The organism is Bifidobacterium choerinum, assembly GCF_000741135.1.
In the GTDB taxonomy this organism is placed as follows: domain Bacteria; phylum Actinomycetota; class Actinomycetes; order Actinomycetales; family Bifidobacteriaceae; genus Bifidobacterium; species Bifidobacterium choerinum.
On the sequence record NZ_JGYU01000009.1, the window covers coordinates 82,887 to 103,416 of the forward strand.

Annotated in this window: 13 protein-coding genes, 1 tRNA gene and 1 rRNA gene; 7 read left to right on the forward strand and 8 right to left on the reverse strand. The window is 62.3% G+C overall.

Going from position 1 to position 20,530, the window contains the following annotated elements; all coding sequences use genetic code 11:
• Nucleotides 1-80 precede the first annotated feature (80 nt).
• Nucleotides 81-1,136 (reverse strand): GmrSD restriction endonuclease domain-containing protein, encoded by a 1,056-nt coding sequence (locus BCHO_RS06960; RefSeq protein WP_237743063.1) that lies wholly within the window; start codon nucleotides 1,134-1,136, stop codon nucleotides 81-83.
• 429 nt (nucleotides 1,137-1,565) lie between these two features.
• On the opposite strand from BCHO_RS06960, the gene BCHO_RS06965 reads away from it, so the two are divergent.
• Both BCHO_RS06965 and BCHO_RS06970 read left to right on the forward strand, forming a co-directional pair.
• Nucleotides 1,566-2,387: an ADP-ribosylglycohydrolase family protein gene (locus tag BCHO_RS06965; RefSeq protein WP_024541582.1), complete on the forward strand. Its 822-nt coding sequence runs from the start codon at nucleotides 1,566-1,568 to the stop codon at nucleotides 2,385-2,387.
• Between the two features lie 434 nt (nucleotides 2,388-2,821).
• Nucleotides 2,822-2,906, forward strand: a tRNA-Ser gene (locus BCHO_RS06970).
• 697 nt (nucleotides 2,907-3,603) lie between these two features.
• On the opposite strand, the gene BCHO_RS06980 is transcribed toward BCHO_RS06970, so the two are convergent.
• Nucleotides 3,604-4,293: a hypothetical protein gene (locus BCHO_RS06980; RefSeq protein ID WP_051354943.1), complete on the reverse strand. Its 690-nt coding sequence runs from the start codon at nucleotides 4,291-4,293 to the stop codon at nucleotides 3,604-3,606.
• A 242-nt stretch (nucleotides 4,294-4,535) separates the two neighbouring features.
• The gene (locus BCHO_RS06985; protein WP_024541585.1) at nucleotides 4,536-6,458 is read right to left on the reverse strand and encodes a glycosyltransferase; all 1,923 of its coding nucleotides are present in this window, start codon (nucleotides 6,456-6,458) and stop codon (nucleotides 4,536-4,538) included.
• A 242-nt stretch (nucleotides 6,459-6,700) separates the two neighbouring features.
• Between BCHO_RS06985 and BCHO_RS06990 the strand changes: the two genes are divergently transcribed.
• Nucleotides 6,701-7,492 (forward strand): ABC transporter permease, encoded by a 792-nt coding sequence (locus tag BCHO_RS06990; protein ID WP_051354950.1) that lies wholly within the window; start codon nucleotides 6,701-6,703, stop codon nucleotides 7,490-7,492.
• Nucleotides 7,493-8,809 carry an ABC transporter ATP-binding protein gene (locus BCHO_RS06995; protein WP_024541587.1) on the forward strand — a complete coding sequence of 439 codons (1,317 nt, stop codon included), beginning with the start codon at nucleotides 7,493-7,495 and terminating at the stop codon, nucleotides 8,807-8,809.
• An 11-nt stretch (nucleotides 8,810-8,820) separates the two neighbouring features.
• Here the strand turns inward: BCHO_RS06995 and BCHO_RS07000 are convergent, their stop codons facing one another.
• From BCHO_RS07000 to BCHO_RS07010, 3 genes are all read right to left on the reverse strand, one after another.
• Nucleotides 8,821-10,161 (reverse strand): hypothetical protein, encoded by a 1,341-nt coding sequence (locus BCHO_RS07000; RefSeq protein ID WP_024541588.1) that lies wholly within the window; start codon nucleotides 10,159-10,161, stop codon nucleotides 8,821-8,823.
• A 180-nt stretch (nucleotides 10,162-10,341) separates the two neighbouring features.
• Nucleotides 10,342-12,372, reverse strand: a complete 2,031-nt coding sequence (locus BCHO_RS07005) for a glycosyltransferase (protein WP_051354944.1) — start codon at nucleotides 12,370-12,372, stop codon at nucleotides 10,342-10,344.
• Between the two features lie 69 nt (nucleotides 12,373-12,441).
• Complete coding sequence (locus BCHO_RS07010; protein ID WP_024541590.1) at nucleotides 12,442-15,012, reverse strand: LTA synthase family protein; 2,571 nt, start codon at nucleotides 15,010-15,012, stop codon at nucleotides 12,442-12,444.
• Between the two features lie 256 nt (nucleotides 15,013-15,268).
• On the opposite strand from BCHO_RS07010, the gene BCHO_RS07015 reads away from it, so the two are divergent.
• Nucleotides 15,269-16,261 carry a glycosyltransferase gene (locus BCHO_RS07015; protein WP_024541591.1) on the forward strand — a complete coding sequence of 331 codons (993 nt, stop codon included), beginning with the start codon at nucleotides 15,269-15,271 and terminating at the stop codon, nucleotides 16,259-16,261.
• A 95-nt stretch (nucleotides 16,262-16,356) separates the two neighbouring features.
• Here the strand turns inward: BCHO_RS07015 and BCHO_RS07020 are convergent, their stop codons facing one another.
• Entirely contained in the window at nucleotides 16,357-17,403 is a 1,047-nt protein-coding gene (locus BCHO_RS07020; RefSeq protein ID WP_051354945.1) for a glycosyltransferase, read from the reverse strand.
• A gap of 244 nt (nucleotides 17,404-17,647) precedes the next feature.
• On the opposite strand from BCHO_RS07020, the gene glf reads away from it, so the two are divergent.
• Nucleotides 17,648-18,835, forward strand: coding sequence for a UDP-galactopyranose mutase (gene glf / locus BCHO_RS07025; RefSeq protein ID WP_024541593.1), 1,188 nt, complete (start codon nucleotides 17,648-17,650; stop codon nucleotides 18,833-18,835).
• Nucleotides 18,836-18,988: 153 nt separating this feature from the next.
• On the opposite strand, the gene BCHO_RS07030 is transcribed toward glf, so the two are convergent.
• Complete coding sequence (locus tag BCHO_RS07030) at nucleotides 18,989-19,606, reverse strand: hypothetical protein (protein ID WP_152595854.1); 618 nt, start codon at nucleotides 19,604-19,606, stop codon at nucleotides 18,989-18,991.
• 794 nt (nucleotides 19,607-20,400) lie between these two features.
• On the opposite strand from BCHO_RS07030, the gene BCHO_RS07035 reads away from it, so the two are divergent.
• Nucleotides 20,401-20,530: ribosomal RNA gene (locus BCHO_RS07035) — 16S ribosomal RNA — on the forward strand; the annotation flags it as partial.

Genomic DNA, 20,530 nt, shown 5'->3' on the forward strand with positions numbered 1-20,530 from the left:
ATCCACCCGTCCGATGTGCCACTGTGCGCGCTATTGCCTGCGTCGCAAACGTTCGTGCCGCGCCATGCCGCGGACGCGCATCACTCGCAAGCGATGCCGTCGCCGTCGCGGTCGAGCTTCGGCGCATAGCCGGGGTCGCTGCGGTACAGCGGCGCCTTGCCGGCGGCGCGCACGGCCGCGCAGTTCTTGTAATAGACGTTCTCGTCCTGCTGCGCCGGCGCGGGTGTGGGCTCTTGCGTCTGCGCCGGCGCGGGTGCCGGTTCCTGGGTCTGTGCCGGTTCCGGCGACTCCTGCACCTCAATCGGCGTGACGACGCCGCCATCGGTCGGCACCTGCTGCGTCGGGCAGCTCGACAGCACGTTCTTCATCGCGTCATGCTCGCCCTGCGTCACCCACAGATCGTACTTCTTCTTGACGCCGATCTGACGTGCGACGTATTCGCAGCGGAACGACTTGTTCGCCGGCAGCCACGTCGCCGCGTCGCCGTCGCTCTTCTGCTGGTTGGCCGGGCCGTCCACGGCGAGCAGATTGTACGGGTCGTTCGCGAACTGCGTGCGCGTCGCCTCGCTCAGCTGTTGCGCACCGGTCTGCCACGCGTTGCTCAGCGCGACGACATGGTCGATCTGCACGGCCGTGCTCGTGTCCTGGCCGCGCGTGAAATCTATGCGCTTGCCGGTGTACGGATCGTTGAGCACGCCGGTGGCGACGACGCAGTCATGCGTGTTCGCCTTGTAGGTCTTGTCGGACATGTCGCGGTTGAGGATGTCATTGCGCGTGTCGCAGCCGTTATGATCGACGTCGCTCCATGCCGGGCCGAACTGGTCGCGCGCATAGCCGGTCTTCGGCGCGCGGCCCTTGACCGGCAGCTGCTCGAGCACATCGAGGGCGCTGCCCTCAGGCACCTTGAGATCCGGCTCCTTGCTCACCTGCGCGGACGGCTTCTCATCGGACGAACCGTCGTCGGCCACGGACTGGTTACGCTTCGTCTCGCTCGACGACGCCGAACTCGACGCCTCGGCGGAGGACGGCGTCGATCCCGAACACGCGCCGAGCGACAGCAGCAGGCCCGCGCTCGCGAGCAGCGCGATGGTTTTACGGAATGCGTCGGCGGACATGGGTGTTCCCTTCTGATTCATTTGATTCAACGTATGCTGATATGGATCCGGCCGCGCTCGCCGCGGTGGCCCGATCCGCGAATATGCTACCGGTGCCAGTGTAGAAGACGTATCAGTATGTGAGGCGAGGACGTCCACGTTCTCCATCGATTGTTCACAGGGGGAGTGGGAGCGGGTGGCGTGGCTGTGCGGTCAGGTTCGTAGACGCGGCTGACGGTTCGGGACGCAAACAGGCCGATTGGCGGGTGGGTTCGTAGGGCGCGCCGACGGACCAGGACGCAGCGGGTGGGTTCGTCGAAGGTGCCGACGGATCGGGACGGAAATGGGCTGATTGGCGGGCGGGTTCGTCGGCGGTGCCGACGGAGTGGGCCGCCCCGCTGTCGCAGCAATCGTCGGGGTTGTAGAATCGTCGCAACGAATCAGCGAGGAGATAGGGAAACGGGGAGGGCAATGGTGTTTCAGCATCAGGCATTGCTGCGGCCGGCGATCTACGGCGTCGCCGTCGGCGACGCGCTGGGTGTGCCGTACGAGTTCATGGCGCGCGGCGGCTTCCGCTGCACGGATATGGTCGGCTATGGCTCGCATCGGCAGCCGGCGGGCACATGGTCAGACGACACGAGCATGACGTTGGCGACCGTCGATTCGCTGCGGCAGAACGACGGCCGGGTCGATGTGGACGATATGCGCCGCCGCTTCGTCATGTGGCTGTGTGACGGCATGTACGCAATCGACGGCAACGTGTTCGACTGCGGGATCACCGTGCGCGAGGCGCTGCGGCGGGGCGTCGGGCGTGACGGCGAACGCAGCAACGGCAACGGTTCGCTGATGCGCATTCTGCCGCTCGCGTTCACCGACGCCTCCGACGACGAGGTGCGCGCCGTCTCCGCGATCACGCATGCGCATGCGACGAGCATGGACGCGTGCGTTGCCTATGTGCATGCCGCGCGCGCCCTGCTCGAAGGCGCCGGTCCGCGCGAGGCGGCGACGACGGCCGGCTATGCGGGTATTTGGGAGAGGCCGGCTTCGGCGGTTCGGTCGACCGGCTATGTGCTGCACACGCTGCCGGCGGCGCTGTGGTGTCTGACGACGACCGGAAGCTACGCCGACTGCGTGCGTGCGGCCGTCAATCTGGGCGACGACACCGATACGACGGCCGCCGTCGCCGGAGGTCTTGCCGCGATCCGCTATCACGGCGGTTCCGGCGACGTGCCGCGGGATTGGATGGGGCGACTGCGCGGCCGGGAGATCATCGAATCCGTGCTGCCGGCGTGAGGCGTGTGGGTACCGCGGGTGTGTTGCCGGGGTGCTGCGGGTGCGTAGCGGGTCGGTTCGTCGACAAGACCGACGGTTCGGGCCGCTGGCAGCCCGGTTTGCGGGCGGCTTCGTCGACAGGTTCGACGGTTCGGGACGCTAAGGAGCCAATTTGCGGGTGGAGTCGTCGGCCAGCCCGATGGTTCGGCCCATAGCGGGCGGGTTCGTCAACCGTGCCGACGGTTCGTCCCGCTCAGCAGCCAGATTGCGCCCCGGTTCGTCGACCGTGTCGACGGTTCGGGACGGGAATGGGACGGTTCGCGGGCGGAATTGACAGGCGATGAGATGAGAGATGTCAATTTCTGGCACCTTATGCGCACGACACACCGAAGTTGCGTATCGGAGCCGCCGTGATATATCCTTTTTAAGTTGCATGGTTTCGACCATGTGCATTTGGAGGATTCGCCTAGTGGCCTATGGCGCACGCTTGGAAAGCGTGTTGGTGTAACAGCCTCGCGAGTTCGAATCTCGCATCCTCCGCCCGAACTGGAAGGCGGAAACCTGATGATCAGGTTCCCGCCTTTCGCGTTCTTGGCCGCGGACCCATCAGGGGTTAAGTGACAAAATGTGTGCCTTATGCGGCGTGAGGGGGTGGTGCGGAAAGGTTGGACTGCGTCGTCGTTGTCCTGGTTATGCCATGAGGCCCAGTCTGCGTCGTCGCTTGGTGACGCTGGTGCCGTATTGGGTCTTGATGCGTTCGCCGTGGTACCAGACCACTGTTCGACTAAGACACCTCTGCCGTAAAGGGCATGCGGAAAGATGGTTTTCACCGCCTCTGCGGTGAGGCGGTGAAAACCACGTGGTTAGTCCGAGTTGGATCGCTTTGCCGATCGGTAGGCCGTCCACATGCACCAGGCCGCGTAATACAGCCACAGGAGCATGCGGGTTAGATCGCAGTTACGCCACAGCACGATGCACAGTGGCAGCAGCAGCGCCGGCAGAAGCATCGCCAACGATTTGCGGTCAGCCCTCCAGCACTGGTATGTCAGCGTCGTCAGACAGGCCACAAGGCCCGCGAGGTACACGATTGCATACACGGTGTGGCCACTGGAATGTGAACCCAGCTCGCCTGCCAAGCATGTAGCAAAGCCACAGCAGACGATCAGTAGGGGGATTGGGATCTGTTCGTTCTGTTGCGGGCTTGGCGTCAGGGGCGTTGGTCTGTCCGTGGGTCGCATCATCTGATTTCGGATTGCAGAGGCGGCCAACCCCACCGCGCGGTCACGCATACCCCCTTGCGTTTGGCGACGGCACCAACGATCTTGGCGCCGAGGTCAGCGAAGAACGAGGCGCCCAGAAGGCCGATTCCGGCTACTGCCGCTGCGCCGACCGGACCTCCGAACACTGAGGACAAAGCAGTGAATGCTGCCGCCAGAGCCGCCGGGCTGACCTGTGAGGCCGCAAACAGGGCTGCGGCAAACCCAGCGGTCAAATCCACGTATGACATGTACACTCCGGAACATCCGGCCATGGCGCGTCGCATCGTGGCCATCCCTGTTCTCTGCTTGCCTGCACCCACTGTGGCATGAGCGTCAATGTCTGGGTGAAGCACCTTTTGCGACAAAAACTCATACTGGTCATCGGTGAACCCGAATTGTGTTTGCAGGTCCTCGCGGGAAAGTGTCATGTCCAACCGTTGCCCATCCTCCGTGAAGCGGAAGTACGGCAGGACAGACATTATCTTGTCCAAGTTTGCCTGCAATTCATGATCTACTTCGATATCGTCGGAGACGATGCAGTCGCCTGCAGGGGAGGCTTCGATCGCGTTTGCCGATGTGGCGGGCAACATCACGCCCACGATGATCAGCGAAAGAACGCTGGCCAATATCAACCTCAACCTATGTCTGAAAGTCTCTTGTCTTTCCATGGAATGCCCCTTTGCATCTGGAAGATCAAACTTCTTCTATTCCAAAATATCAGGAAACAAAGCGCAGAGCCCATAGTGGAAGCACATACGAAAAGTCATATTCTGCCTAATTCAGAACATAGGCGTTGGAACATTTTGAGAAAGGGCCACTTAACTCCCCATCCGGCGCCGCATAGACCGGAGGGGCGCCAATCGTCAGTCGATCGGCGCCCCTCAGCATCATCGCGGCCTCATCGGCCGTCTCAGTCCATCTGCAGATAGGCCTTCCAGAACTCGACCGACTCCATCCGCGGGGCGGCGGCCAGATATTCGCGCGACAGGCGGTCGGCGTGCTGCTTGTAGTAGGCCAGGTCGCGCTTGTAGCGCTTCTGCACGTCGCGGTAGCGCTTGACGTCCTTAACGCGGATGACGCCCTTGCGCGTCGCCCAGTCGATCGCGATGATGATGTTCTCGTTGTGGATCATGCCGGCCGGATACAGCCAACCCGCACTCGGGATGATCGTGTATTCGACGCGGTCGCCTTCCGCACCGGTGCCGTCGAAACGCTTGACGACGAATTCGCCGGCGCCGAAACGCTGGCCGTTGTGCGTCAGGAAATCGAAGGCGCGCTGCTTGAGCGTGCGCGGCTCGTCGAAGTCGATGACCTGACGGGTGAGCATGTCGGGGTCGAAATCGGTGATGCCGAGCTGCTCGGCCTGCGCGCGCAGCTCGTCGAAGGACACAAGCTGCTCCTTCTCGCGGTTCGCGCGCATGAAGCATTCCTGCGCGACCGGCTGCATGATGAACTTCGGCCCCTTGAGGAAGTCCTCGAAGCCCTGCAGCGCGAGTTCGGCGTCCGTGTAGTTGAACTTGCGGCACTCGAGATCGACCATATGGTGCAGGCTGTGCAGCATCGTCTTCGTGTCGGGCACGAGGCCGGTCGTCATCTGCCCGATCATCTGGTTACGGATCGTCTGGTAGCGTTCGACGCCGGCGTTGTAGCGGATGTCGAACTTCGCATGCCACACGCAGATGCCGTTCATCGTCATGAACTTCGGATTGCAGCGGATGCCGTACTCGACGTCGTCGAAGCGCACGAAGACCGGCAGCGGCAGGCCGTTGCGCTCGATGACGGCCGTCGGGATCACGCAGTACCACCAGGCGGCGTAGCGGTGCGCGTCCGCGGGCACGCTCAGCTGCTCGTCGTAGCATTCGTTGTACACGACGTCGACGAACTTCGTCACCTGCAGCGGCGGCTTCGCCGGCACGCACGAGCCGTCGTACGTCGAGATGAAGCCGGTGTCCTCCTTCTGGTCCTGCGTGTCCTCGATGTTGAGCATCGCGCCGGAGACGAAGGCCTCGGCGTATTCGTCATTGACGATGCGCAGCAGGTTGTAGGTGCGCAGGATGCTTTCCGGCGAGACTTCGACGTCGTCGTCCATCAGCAGCACATGCGTCGCCGGCGTTGCCTGCTCGAGCGACTCGATCATGCCGCGCGCGAAGCCGCCGGCGCCGCCGACGTTCTCGTTCGGCGTGACCGTCACATGTTCGTCGCTCAGCGCGGCCGCGTCGAGCGTGCTGCCGTTGTCGATGACATGCATCGTCAGATGCTTGGCGATGTCGTAGTCGGAGCCGAGCAGCTCGGTCTTCACGAGCTCGATGTTGCGTTCGATGAACTTCTCCTTGCGGAACGTCGTCGTCGCGATCGCCAGTTCGACGTCGCGCGGATCGCCGTCGAACTCGACCTCGTACCAGCCGTTGCGGATCGTCGTCTTCGCCTGCGTGGCGATCTGGAATCCGGCGATGACGGTCGTCGGGTCGACCGTGATGTCGAGCGTCACCTCATGCCACTTGTTGTCGCCGGGCACGTTGGCCGTGACCGATTCGACGAGCTGCGGCTGCATCGACAGACGCTCGGCGCGCGTCTGCGTCAACGTGACCGGCTTCGCGCTCCTGACGTCGATGTGCAGACGGAACGCCGTCGCTCGCGTGTACCTGAGCAGCTTGAGCACGGACAGCGCGTTGAAGTACGTCGTGAAATCGACGGTGCCGGCGCCCGCGATCGTCCAGTCGCCGGTGCGCGGATCCGGCGCCAGCAGCTGGTCGGTGTGGTAATACATCGTGGGATAGCTCAGCGCACGCGGCTTCGTCTCCAGCAGCACGTTCGCGAATCGAATCGATGACATGGGTCCTCACTTGCTAGTCGTCACTTGGTCGTTTGCAGCCTTCAATCACGCTTCAGCATAGTCCGTGCAGCGAAAAAGGTACCGCTCCGCCGAGGGTGGACCGCCGCTGCCGAGGCGGCCTCCTATGATGGTCGCATACGCTGGCGCCGTGGCACGGCTACAATGAAGCGACTGGACCCGAAACGAAGAAGGTGCGAGTGAATACGTTGAAGCAACGGTTGAAGGACCGCTACGGATACGCCATGACCGTGTTGCGCGGCCTGGTGAAGACCGATTTCAAGATGCGCTACCAGGGATCGTTCCTCGGCGTGGCGTGGTCGGTGCTCAAGCCGCTGATGCTGTTCGCCGTCATGTACGTCGTGTTCGCGAAGTTCATGCGCATGACCGACGGCACGCCGACCTTCCCGGTCGTGCTGCTGCTCGGCATCAGCTCATGGCAGTTCGTCACCGAGACGGTGGGCATCGGCCTGCGCTCGATCGTCGACCGCGGTGACCTGCTGCGCAAAGTGCACTTCCCGAACTACATCGTCGTCGTCTCCGCATCGATCGGCTCATTGATCTCGCTCGCCATCAACTACGTCGTCGTGCTCATCTTCGCGATCTTCATGCGCGTCGAATTCACGTGGCGCGTGCTGTGGCTGCCGCTCAACGTGCTCGAACTGTACATCATCGCGCTCGCGCTCGCGCTGATGCTGTCGACCTTCTACGTGTTCTACCGCGACGTGCTGCACATCTGGGAGGTGCTGCAGCAGATCATTTTCTACGCGATGCCGATCATCTACCCGTTGAGCTTCATCACCGAGAAGCACCCCGAATACAGCACGATCGCCAATCTCGAGCTGATGAACCCGATCGCGCAGACGATCCAGGACATCCGCCACAACTTCATCGCGCCGGCGACGCAGCCGACGGTCTGGAACACCTTCGGCTCATGGTGGGTGAAGCTGATCCCGGTCGCGATCACCGTGCTGCTGCTGTGGTTCGGCGTGTACGTCTTCCGAAGGAACAGCCGTCGATTCGCGGAGGTGATGTAATTGACGCAGGCAATCGAACAGCACGACGCCGCGGCCGACGAAGCCGCGCAGGTCGTCACGATCGACAACTACATGGAGCAGCCGGTCGTGCTCGACGTAAACCACGTCGAGAAATGGTTCAAACTGCCGACCGAGCAGGCCACCGGCCTCAAGCAGGCGTTCATCAACTGGACGAAAGGCATCAAGGGCTACAAGAAGCAGCAGGTGCTCAAGGACGTGACGTTCCAGGTGCACCGCGGCGAGTTCTTCGGCATCGTCGGCCGCAACGGCGGCGGCAAGTCGACGCTGCTCAAGATCATCTCGCAGATCTACTATCCGAACAGCGGCTCGGTGCATGTGGAAGGCAAGCTCGTGCCGTTCATCGAACTCGGCGTCGGCTTCAACCCGGAGCTCACCGGCCGCGAAAACGTCTATCTCAACGGCGCGCTGCTCGGCTTCACGCCCGAGGAGGTCGACGCGATGTACGACGACATCGTCGAATTCGCCGAGCTCGAGGACTTCATGGACCAGAAGCTCAAGAACTATTCGAGCGGCATGCAGGTGCGCCTCGCGTTCTCGGTGGCGATCAAGGCGCAGGGCGACATCCTCGTGCTCGACGAGGTGCTCGCGGTGGGCGACGAGGCGTTCCAACGCAAATGCGACGACTACTTCACGAAGGTGCGGCAGGACCCGACGAAGACCGTCATCCTCGTCACCCATGACATGAGCGCCGTCAAACGCTACTGCACGCGCGCAATGTTCATCCAGGACGGCGAGGTCGCGGTAATCGGCGACAAGGAAAGCGTCGCTGAGCGTTATACGCTAGATAATCTCGAGGCGGAGAAGCGCAAGAAGGAACAGGAGCGTGCGCGTATCGCAAATGATCCCAACGCCTATCCTAATGGTTTGAATGCACGCTGCCCGTTGCTCAGAACATATGCGATATCATCACCCATGTGTACAACGAGTGATCGTTTCCGCTTCGCGGTGGAATATCAGTATGATGAACCAGGAGATTTTTATATTGCTATTGCGATGAATGATATTCGTCGCGGCGGTATAACATTCGATTCAGGACCAAAACGTTTTAAGATGAAGCATCACGGACATCATGTCGCAATATTTGAAATACCGTTGGCTCTGTTTAATGACGGCGAATTCCGTTTGATTGCTTCGTTGCGTACTCCTACGCCGGGTGATGGCACAATGACAGATGCCGTGGCGGTAGCGCTTGACGATAATTCTTGTACATTCGTTATACGAGACAAGGATAACAAGGATAGTTACGCTCTTATCAATGATCGATCTTTGGAGTTTGTTGAGATTGAGCAGCGATAATCATATTATCGTTATCGCCGGATTGTGGCAAACTTGTTGACGAGCGCATGTATGGGCTTAACGATTGCGTGGCCCATACGGTAGCTCGTCGAATCATAGACGCGCTGAACAAGACGGTCAAGCTCGCTGATTCTGGACTGCTGTTGCTTGACCTCTTGTTCTAATTCGTGTGCATGTTTGCCGGCGGAGACTAGTTCCTCTTCCAGAGAGGCTTGTGTGGCTTCAAGCTCGTCCTTGCGGTGATTGACCCATATCTCATAATCCCAATAGCGATAGAATCTCCATGCAAAACGCATCTGTGATGCAAGCGTCAAATAATAACCTTCAAACGGAAATTGTATTTCGCTGCGAGGTTGAACTTTGGCAAGTAAGTCTATAAGCGCTTCTTCAATGCTGTAATCTTTTTGCCATTGATTGCGATGAGTTTGATAGTACTCTACTGCGTCTGTGTATGAATTCACGACGTCATTAGCAATATACTCCGCAGTGAAGCGTTGGCCTCCTCGGCCGGAAAAGTTGAAGGCAGAGCATATTTGGAAATTATCAGAGTTCAAATATCCGAATCCACCGAATTGATCATATATGTATACAGGCTTGCCGGCACAAAGACAATACTGGACGGTCTTCCCTATAGTGATAATTGCGTTGTACCGTTCCAATACAGCGGGTGTAACCTCCTCTACCGTCCCTTGCTTGCCGATGATATCAGTGGTGATACCTTGCTCTTCCAACAGTCTCCGGGCCTCGAGCAGCTCATCAGGTACATGGTTGGATATGATGGCGATGCGCTGTGGTGTATCGATGGCAGTGGGAATTGGGGCAATTGTATTAAAGGCCGAGGGTGCAGGATTCGCGAAAATACGCTGGGGAACAGCATGGTTGAGGGACTTTTGGTAGAAGGGTTGCAACTTCTCTTTACATTCCTCGGAGACAAAGACCTCAAGCGATGCGGTGCTTTCCTCCAATGACATGATGTACGGCTGCTCGCCTGGCGCATAATCCACGGCTGACATATGGTTATAGATAAATGCAGCCGGTTTTTTCCCGGATGGTATGCCATATTCGTTGATCTGCTGAAGCTGATCAATGAAGGACATGGGGAGCAATTGTGAATGAATCCATACATAATCATAGTCATAGATGCTGTAGTGCTGCTTCTCGTCGATGACTACGGGGACACCACGGCTTTCAAACATAGCCCGCGCCGGCCCTGTGAAGGATGAAGAGAGAACAAGCACGTCAGCGCCCAAATGTTGCAATGCCTCAGCAACCTGAACACAGACGACCGTTGAGCCCATGATTTCCGAAATCAATGGATGGGTAATGAGCACGCGCTTGCCTTTAAGATCCATTCTTCAAGTATAAGCTAGATGCCGCTATTCCACCGCCTATGAGTGGATTGAAACGTTCTGGGCCCATTGCGACCATCCGAGCCGGTCGCTGCCATCGGCGTGTTCGCTACGCAGCCCGGTTGCGATCACCTCGTGCACGCTTGCGCATCGGGATGATCGCGACAGGCCCGGAGCGCGCCCTCAGCCGCGGAAGATCCGCTCCCACATCGCGACGCTGCCGAGATCGGCGGCCTTGTAGTCGGCGGCCAGCCGGTCCCAGCGCTTGAAGAACTCCTTGGACAGGAACAGTCCGCGCTTGAACTGCTTGCGGAACAGCGCGTTGTCACGCCGGCACCAGGCGGCCGAGTTGCCGTCCGCCGACGTCACGAGTACCGACGACGCCCCACGGAACGCGCGCCATGTGGCGTCCTTGGCCGTGATCGCACGCTGCGGACGCTTGTCCGCCGTGCCGTTGCGCCTCGTCGTCAGCGATTCGAAGACGGCGCGGAAGCATTCCTGTTGCACCTGCCGCTTGCTTTTCGGCCTGCCGTGCGGCTCGTATTCGACCGCCGCTTCGGGGAAGTCGGTGAGGTTCGCGCGCGTATCGGTGTCACTGAAGCCGCGGCGCGCCTCGCGGGCCGTGGCCAACGCCGTCGGCAGCGCATCGATCATGTACTGCGGTCCGCGCATGACGTCGCGCATCGCCAGATGCCGCAGTTTGACGCCGGAGTAGACGAGCCGCAGCCCCAGGTTCGCGTCGCCGTAGGCCATCTGGTACATCATCTGCCACTTCGGACGGTCGATGTGCAGCAGCGCGCAAACCCAGCGGTTGCGGTTGTTGAAATACTCCTCCCAGGAACGTCCAGGATCCTTGTCATGCCAGGCCTGATGCCATACCGCGACTCCCGGCAGGCTCACCGTGGCGTAGCCGTGCTCCTTGGCGCGCAGACCGTATTCGATGTCGTCGAATTTGATGAAGGCCGGCATCGACAGGCCGATCTCCTCCATGACGGCCGTCGGGATCAGGCACAGCCACCAGCCGTTGAAATCGGCGTCGAAACGGCGGTGCAGCTTCGGGCAGTCGCGCAGCGGGAACTGCGCGTAGTCATGGTTGTATTCGGCGCCGACGCACGGGAACATGCGCACCTCGGTCTTGTCGAAACGCTCGCCCTGCGCATACATGACGGTGCGGTTGTCGAGATGCAGCATGCCGCCGCCGACGATTGTCGGCGTCGAGCAGTAGTCGGCGAACTGCACGGCGCGGATGACCGATTCCGGCTCGCTGATCGCATCGTCGTCGAGCAGCATCGTATAGGCGGCGCGGCCGGCCTTGATCGTTTCGAACATGCCGCGCGAGAAGCCGCCGGAGCCGCCGAGGTTCGCCTGCCGGATATAGGTGAGCTGATCGCCGAGCGCGGCGCTCACGTCGGCGAATCCCGGCTGGTCGCAGACATGGTCGGTGCCCTGGTCGGTGCAGTAGATCGTATCGAGACGCGCGCGCACGTTGCCGTCGGCGGCGATCGCGCGCAGCTGGCGCAGACAGTAGGGGGCGCGGTTGAACGTCGCGATCGCGATCGAGAACGGCCGCGTTTTCGTTTCGCGGCGCGCCGATCGCGGCACCGCCCATTGCGCGTCGGCGATGTGCAGGTCGGCGTCGATGTCCGCCTTCGCATCAAACCAGAAGAAGCCGCCGTCGAGCAGGCCGTCCATCGCGATGTCGACGCTGACCGTCGTCGCCTTGTCCGGTGCCTCGACCGGGATCTCGCGTACCGGGTGGATCAGGCCGCGGCCGGTGGAGCGCATCAGCTGCAGCATGCCGGCACCGCGCACTTCGGCGGTGAAGCGGACCGTGTCCACCTTCGTCCAACGGCGCCAGTAGCTCGCCGGGAACGCGTTGAAATACGTGCAGAACGACGCATGATGGCCCTTATGGACGGTGACGGCGGTGCGGCCGTCGACCGAGAACACCTGCGACGATGTGTCGGCGGGTGTGCGCCGGTTCGCGTTGAGCAGCCGTCGCAGCTCCGCCTCGTTCATCGCGTCGAAGTCGAGCGAATAGAAATCGGCGAACGCGTTGACGACGTCGTCGCTGAGCGCCGGCCGCGTCCACGCGATCGCGTACAGCGGCATCGTCATGTCCGCGTCGGTCGTCGGGAACACGACGCGGTCGACGGTCTCCCAATCGCGTTCGTCATGCCGGTCGTCGTGCTGTGGTGAAAGTGTCACTGCCATACCCGCCCATAGTAGTAGGGGAGGCGGCCGTCGGCGGCGCGCGGACTTCGCCGTGCGCCGCCGGCATGCTCACCGCTTCGGCAGATCCATGAATCCCATGCCGCGCAGATAGTTCCTGCCCATCATCATGTCGTACTGCACGACGCGGTAGTCGTTGAGCAGCTGCTTCGCCTTCTTCGAGAAGTGCTTCGGATCCATCTCCTTGCCTTCGGCGTCGAGATAGGTGATCGACGCGTCGGCCGACCATGTGCCGCCGTTCGTCACGGCGCGCGACAATGCCGGGATCTCCTTGTGCAGCTCGGTGAGCAGCGCGAGATATGGCGAGACGCGCGCGTTGAGCTGCTGCGCCGTCTGCGCCATGAAATAGTTCGACGACGAATACGCCGCGTCCGCCGCCGGCAGTTGCATGTCGCGCGCCGCCGACGCCTTGTTCGACCAGATGAAGTAGTCCGTCTCGTGCAGGGCGAGACTGTTCTTCGGGTCGTCGACGGCCGTCGTGTAGATGCCGGGCAGATGGTCGCCGTAGAAGACGACGGTGATCGGCTTGTCGATTGCGTCGAGCTCGTCGAGGAACTGCCGCGTCGCCTCGTCGGTGCGCTGCAGGCCCTTCGCGTAGTTGGCGATGACGCCCTTCTCGCCGTCCGGCACCTCCGATTCGTTCGCGGCGAAGAACTCGTTCTCGTCGCCGTAGATGCCCGGATACGGCGCATGGTTCTGCATCGTGACGAGTTCGATGAACTGCGCCGGCTTGTCCGCGGACGCGTTCTTCTTCACTTCGTCGACGACGTTGCGGTACGCCTGCTCGTCGGTGACGTTGCCCGACTTGCCGCTCTTGCCCTCGTAGGTGCCGGCGTATTTGATCTTCGGGTTGCTGTCGAGCGTGTACAGATGCGAGAAGCCGAACTTCCTGTAGTTCGCGTTGCGCAGATAGAAGCGCTGCAGGAACGGGTGGAAGGCGACCGAGCAGGAGTCGGAGCCGCAGGCGTCGTTCCACATCTGGTTGAAGGAGAACACCTCCGGACGCGTCGGCAGCAGCTGCTGGTACGGCGAGAGCAGCGACCCGTTGAAGTTGGCCATCGACAGGCCGGTCATCTGCTGGAACTCGATGTTCGCGGTGCCGCCGCCGTAGCCGGGCGACAGCATCAGGCCGCTCGTCGTCGTGTCGCCGAGCGCACGCACGTTCGGCATCGGGTCGACGTTGAAATGGACGCCGGGGACGCGGTTCGGGTCGGAGAAGGTCTCCGAGAGCACGTTGATGACGGTCGTGTCGGTCAACGTCGCGTCGCGTTCGGCGTTGATCGCCTTCGCCTGCTTCGCATAGCGGTCGTTGATCGTCCTCATCATCGCCTCGTCGTAGCCGGGTTCCTCCTCCATCGCCTTGACGCGCGTGAGCGACAGGAACGTCGTCGCGGCGCCGTTCGCGCGTGCGTCGTCGCCGACGTTCCAGATGATCGGCGAGTAGCCGATCTCATTGACGAACTCACGAATCGACGAATGCGCCGACGACAGTCCGCCGGCGTAGCTGACAATCAGCCAGATGCTCAACACCGGCGCGGCGACGCGGCAGATGTTGCCGAAGACGTTCTTCATGTTCCTGATCGGATGAAGCCATGAACAGTGGATGAACGCGCGCCGGCGGTCGAGGAACTGCAGCACGATGCAGACGACGACGAACCAGACGATCAGCGGCACGCCATGGTCGATGATTGGACGATACTCGTCGGTGACGAAGGACGCGACGTTGTCGCCACCGCCACCGCCGCCGAGGAAACCCAGGTCGGAAGGCAGGATCGGCTCGGTGCGCATCGCGTACTTGATCTTGCAGGCGAAGGCGTAGACGCCGGCGAGCGCGCCGAAGACGGCGGTGCCGACCCAGAAGCGGTTGATGACGGTCACGCATACGAGATAGACCATCGCGAGCGCGAAGAAGTTGAGGATGCCGGCCGTCGACGACAGGCTGTGGTACGAGCTGTCGAGGATCTGGCGGAAGAACGAATGCTCGAGCTGCGGATCGTACATGTGCTTCGTGTCGATGCTCCACAGCAGCATCATGTCGGCGACGAGCACGAGCGAGAACATGACGCACAGATACGCGCCGTACGAGAACTTCGGTCGCTTGTTCCAGACCTGATAGAACTTCGTGTCGGTGAAGCGCTTCCACTGCCGCTTGACCGTCTTGATCGGATGGAAGCCGCCCCGTGCGGATCCATCGTCGGTGGAGGCGGCATCGGCGGATTCATCGGACCTGTCGGAGCCGTCGTGTGCGGAGTCTTCGGCGTCCTTCGCGGACGTGTCACCCTTGGCATCGGCGTCCGCGACGACGTCCTTGGAATCGTCGTGCTTTGCGGCCGCGTCGGCTTGCTCGGACTGTTCGTCCGCGTCGTCGTCGGCGTTCGCCTCCGAGGCCTCATCGTTCGCGTCGTCGTCCGGCGTTTCGGCGTCGACGATCGTCACCTCTTCGACATCGTCGTCTGCGGCGTTCGCTTCATCGTCGGCGGCGTCTTCGGCGTCCAGATCGATGATCTCGACGTCGACGGCATCGCTTGCGGCGGCATCCTTGATGTCGACGCCGGTGTCGGCGTCGCGATCGTCGTCGTCAATACGACGGCTCGTCGATTTCGGCTGTTCGGAATCGCGCATCGTGCTGGGCCTTTCTGAACAAGATCGCAACAGCGAGGACACTGCATGCGGCACAACGGTAACGGGGAACGGCATCCGGGACATGCGGCGCGGCGGATCGTACGGCGTCGCACGGGCGCCGCGTTCCCGATTCATGACAGGCCATTGTAACGTCGCCGCCTGATTACTCCGGCCATATTCCTCCGACCCGCATGCGCCGGCCGCCGCACATGCGGGCGGCCCGGCGGTATATCGATGCGCCCATATAATGGCGGCTATGCAATATTCAGTGACCGCGATCGTCGTCTCCTACAACCGCGCGCAGCTGCTCGGGGAATGCCTCGACGGCATCCTCGGACAGACGCGCCGCCCCGACCGCATCATCATCGTCGACAACGCGAGCACCGACGGCGCGCGTCAGGTCGCCCGCGACTTCGCCGACCATTCGCCGATCAGGACGGAGGTCGTCGCGCTGCCGCGCAACGTCGGCGGCGCCGGCGGTTTCTGCGCGGGCATCGCCGTCGCGGCCGGCAAAGGACGCCACGACTACAGACCGACGCCCGGCGTCGTCGAATACCTGTGGCTGATGGACGACGACACGGTGCCGACGCCGAACGCGCTCGCCGCGCTGCTCGACGCCTCCGACCTGTGCATCGAGACGAACGGATGCATGCCGACCGTTCTCGGTTCGAAGGCCGTGTGGGTCGACGGCCGCGAACACCGGATGAACCGGCCGCGTCCGCGCGCCGCGCTCGCGAAGGGCGCGCGACGCATGCGCGGCGGCGCCTTCCAGGTGCGTTCGCTCTCCTTCGTCTCCTGCCTGATCAACGTCGGCGCCGTGCGCGGCCTGCACCGGCTGCCGATCAGCGCGTTCTTCCTGTGGAACGACGATTTCGAATACACAAGCGCGCTGCTGCGCAACGGCGTCGGCTACTACGTGCCGACGAGCGAGGTCGTCCACAAGACGAAGAAGTTCGGTTCGTCCGACGCCGACCCCGGCGCGCGTTTCTACAACGAGGTGCGCAACAAGATCTGGATGTTCCGATTCTGCGGCGGCGACTTCACGCCCGCCGGCAGGCTTACGCTGCTGCTGAAGACGGCGCGCCGCTGGGCCTTCACCTGGCTGCGCGCCGGCGACCGTGCGCAGATCACGCAGTGCCTGCGTGACGGATGGCGTGACGGCTGGGCGACGCGCCCCGAATCGAATCTCGCGATCTTCGCCGACGCCTATCCGCCGATTGCGACCTACATCGGCTGGATCGAGGACTGAACGACGACTTCGCGATTGCGCTCGCGACGTCGTGAGCGCAATCGCGAAGTCAGTGCGTTGTCATGACGATATCGACATAAGAGACGGTGCCGACGTCACCGCGTGGGCGGCGCAGGTGGCTCGGATTGCGCGCCGTCCGCGGCATGCCGGCTCGGTGCCGCGCTGTGGCGGCCGCGCTCCGGCGGCTTCGGCGGTTTCGGCGAAGCCGCGATCTCGGTGTTGTGCCGCGATGTCATCGAACGATATGCGCGCTTGCGCAGCGACGTCGGAATCACGCGGTAGATGGCGCGGATGACCACGTTGCGCAGGAACTGCCACGGCGTCGTGAAGCCGTCGCGCAGGAAACGCCACTGCAGCCGCAGCTCGTCGCGGAACATCTCGCCGCCGCCGCGGCGTTCGTAGGCCGCCTCGTTCGTACGGTAGAGCACGAGCGTCTGCGGCACGTTGAGGAACTGCGCATGGGCGAGCATCAGACGCTCCCACAGCATGTAGTCCTCGAAGCGGCCGGAATCCTCGGGGTAGCCGCCGGCCGCGAGCACCGTCGACTTGCGGAAGACGACGCTCGGATGATGCACCGGCGACTGCATGCGCGCGTAGCGCTCCAGTTCGGGCCCCTCGGCCGGCAGCATGCGGATCTGGCCGGGCTCGTCCTCGTCGTCGCTGAATTCGCGGATCGCGCTGCCCATCACATCGATCGGGCGGCGCCCCCGCGCGCTCGTATGCGCGGCGTTCGAACGGCGCACGAACAGCGGGATGAGCGTCGCGAAACGGTTCGGCAGCGAGACATCGTCACTGTCGGCGCGCGCGACGATGTCGTATTTGCAATGCCGCAGGCCGACGTTGAGCGCATGCGCGAGGCCGCGGTTCTCCTCAAGCGGCACGATCGTCACCTGCGGCACCGGCTCGTCGGGATGCTCAGCGGCGAACCACACGGACATCGTCGACTGCAGTGTATCGAGATAGCGCTGCACCGGATCGGGCACGGCGCCGTCGCGCACGATGACGATCTGCGACGGCGGCAGGATCTGCTCGATCGTGCTCGACTGGACGGAACGCTCCACTTCACGCAACGAATTGCCCCCGTACACCGCCATCAGCAGCGTGAAGGGGGGCATCGTGTCCCGGCGTTCCGTTTGGTTCATGCAACCTATCGTAAACCACGGCCGTGGCGGCGGGTCATGCGGCGGCGGGCGCATGGCGGCCGCGGGCGTGGGAATCGGCGGCCTCGCGCGCCCCGTGCGCGGCGCCGGACCCCGTGTGCATACCGCGTTTTAAGCTGGTGCCGAATGCGCGCCGCGGCTTGCCATGACGGCGTGCGCAACGGGAACGTCCATGCGGCAGCGCCCGCGGACGTCTTCGATTCGTATGTTTTTCGGAAGGACATCTATGACCTCGAACGAGCGCAACGCCATGCCCGACCTCGTGATCGTCGGCGCCGGCATCTTCGGTCTGACGATCGCGCAGCAGGCGGTCGAGAAACTCGGCGCACAGGTGACGATCATCGACGTGCGCGACCATATCGGCGGCAACGCCTACTCGTATATGGATCCGGAGACCGGCGCCGAGATCCACAAGTACGGTGCGCATCTGTTCCACACGTCGAACGAGCGTGTTTGGGACTATGTGAACCGCTTCACCGACTTCACCGACTATGTGCACCGCGTGTACGCGACGCATGACGGCGAAGTGTTCCCGCTGCCGATCAATCTGGGCACGATCAACCAGTTCTTCCATGCGAGCTATACGCCGGCGCAGGCGAAGGCGCTCATCGAGGAGCAGGCGGGCGAGCTCGCCGGCACCGATCCGGCGAATCTCAACGACCAGGGCATCTCGCTGATCGGCCGTCCGCTGTACGAGGCGTTCATCAAGAACTACACGGCCAAGCAGTGGCAGACCGACGCGAGCGAGCTGCCGGCGAGCATCATCAAGCGCCTGCCGGTGCGCTTCAACTACAACAACCGCTACTTCAAGGACACGTGGGAGGGTCTGCCGAAGGACGGCTACACGACGTGGCTCAAGCGCATGATCGACGATCCGCGCATCAGCGTGCGTCTGGAGACCGACTTCTTCGACGAGTCGCAGCCGCTCAACAAGAAGGCGCTGCTCGAAGCCGGCGTCCCCGTCGTCTACACCGGTCCGGTCGACCGCTACTTCGACTACGATCTCGGCGAGCTCAAGTGGCGCACCGTCGACTTCAAGGAGGTGCGCTACGACGAGGGCGACCACTTCGGCTGCCCGGTGATGAACTTCTCCGACGCCGACGTGCCGTACACGCGTGCGATCGAGTTCAAGAACTTCAACCCGGAGCGCGCCGCCGAGCAGAACCCGGATAGGACCGTCGTCTGGGAGGAGTACTCGCGCTTCGCCGACCGCGACGACGAGCCGTACTATCCGATCAACACCGATGAGGACAAGGCGCTGTACGCGAAGTACAAGGCAAAGGCGGCCGAGGAGCCGAAGGTCGTCTTCGGCGGACGTCTGGGCACCTACGCGTACTACGACATGGACCAGGTCTTCGACCAGGCGCTCACGTCCTTCGAAACCGAAGTCGCACCGCTGATCGCGCAGCAGTGAACGGCGCGTTCCTGACGTCGGCGTCGTTCTCAACCCAAGAGAACCGGCGAGGGCCGGGCATGATCCATTCCGAATCGTGCCCGGCCCTCGCCGTTTTGGCTTCAGCCCCGCCACTGTTCGCCGTTCGCTCGTCGCCGCGTCACTGCGATGACATCACCGTGATGACGTCATATCGATGACGAAAGGGCTCGCCGGCGGGTCGCCGTTGTACAGCAGCCGCCGCTGCCGCGGATCGTTCGCGAGCGCATGCACCGGCGTCGAGCCATCGCGGAACTCGATGACGTACGGCGTCGTCGACCCCTCGGTCGGCGTGAACTCGGCGGTGAAGGAGCCGTCGTCGCCGACGTGGGTGACCGCCTCCTTCACGCCGTCCGCGCTAATGGCGCGCACGTTGAAGGCGTCGAAGACGGCACGGCGCGTGCGGTCGCCGGCGTGCGTCGACGGCGCCGCGTCGATGCTGCCGCGCACCGTGAGCGGCTCGTCGCGCTGGAAGACCATGTTGTCGCCGTAGAAGCCGGGCAACGTGACCGTCATGCCGCTGCCGCGCTGCGTCGCGACGACCAGCGGTTCGCCGTCGTGCAGGTCGTCCTCGCCGCTGTGCGCGAGCACGCCGATGACGACGCCGCCGATGACGGCGACGACGGCGAGCACGGTCCAGACGATCGCCGTGCGCCAACGTGCGCGCGTCGCGTCGGTGTTCGCTTCCGCGGCGGAGTCGTCGTTCGTGGACGCGTCGTTTGTTTCGTGTTCCCCGGGCTGCTGTCTGCTCATGTCTCCGTAGTGACTCACCGAGTTGACGATGGAGGATGCGCCGTCCATGTCGGACGACGACCTTGTCCGCCGCCGGGGATTCGGTCGTCGTGTGATGCTTTGCGGTGCGGCCTGCACCGCTGATGTTCGCCGATGCGCGGCTTCGCGATTACGGGCGGTGCATGCCGCGCCGATGGCGTTCGCTCGGTCGCGTTTTGCGATAACGACTGGCGCGGTTTGTGACCGGAGCGTTCGCCTGCATCGAGTTTTGTGAACATGCGCGGTGCGATTTGTGCCGATGATGGTCGCTTACGGGAGCTCCGGCGATCATGGGCGGTGCAATTGATGACCGGGATGGTCACTGGAGCTGGATGGTGCGGGATCAAAGCGGGGAGATTTGTGTCGGTTATGTGATGGTTGGCAGCTGAATGGGTGTGGTTGGGACGGCCGATGGCGTTCTACAGGGTTTAGCGACACGCCGTAGAGGTATTGGAATCATTGAGTTTTAGAGAAGTGGTTTGTGTTTGGTGTGGTGGTGGTGTAAGTTTTCTTCTTGCTGCCGCTCACGGCTTGCCGGTCTGGTTGATTGGTGTGGTTGTGGGTGTGTGTGGTGGTTTGAGAACTCAATAGTGTGTACTGTACTACTTCATCACATGGCCTTTGTTGGTTGTGTGGTGGTCTTTGATTGCCAGTCCGATGCCCGCCCGTGTGGTACCCGAGGGGGTTTGATGGGTGTCGGGGTTTTTGTGTGACCGTCCTTCCTTATTGGATGGTCCGTCTTTTTCTTTTGGGCCGTTTGGCTCTTCATGAAGGTTTTTGTGGAGGGTTCGATTCTGGCTCAGGATGAACGCTGGCGGCGTGCTTAACACATGCAAGTCGAACGGGATCCGGCCGGGCTTTGCTTGGCTGGTGAGAGTGGCGAACGGGTGAGTAATGCGTGACCGA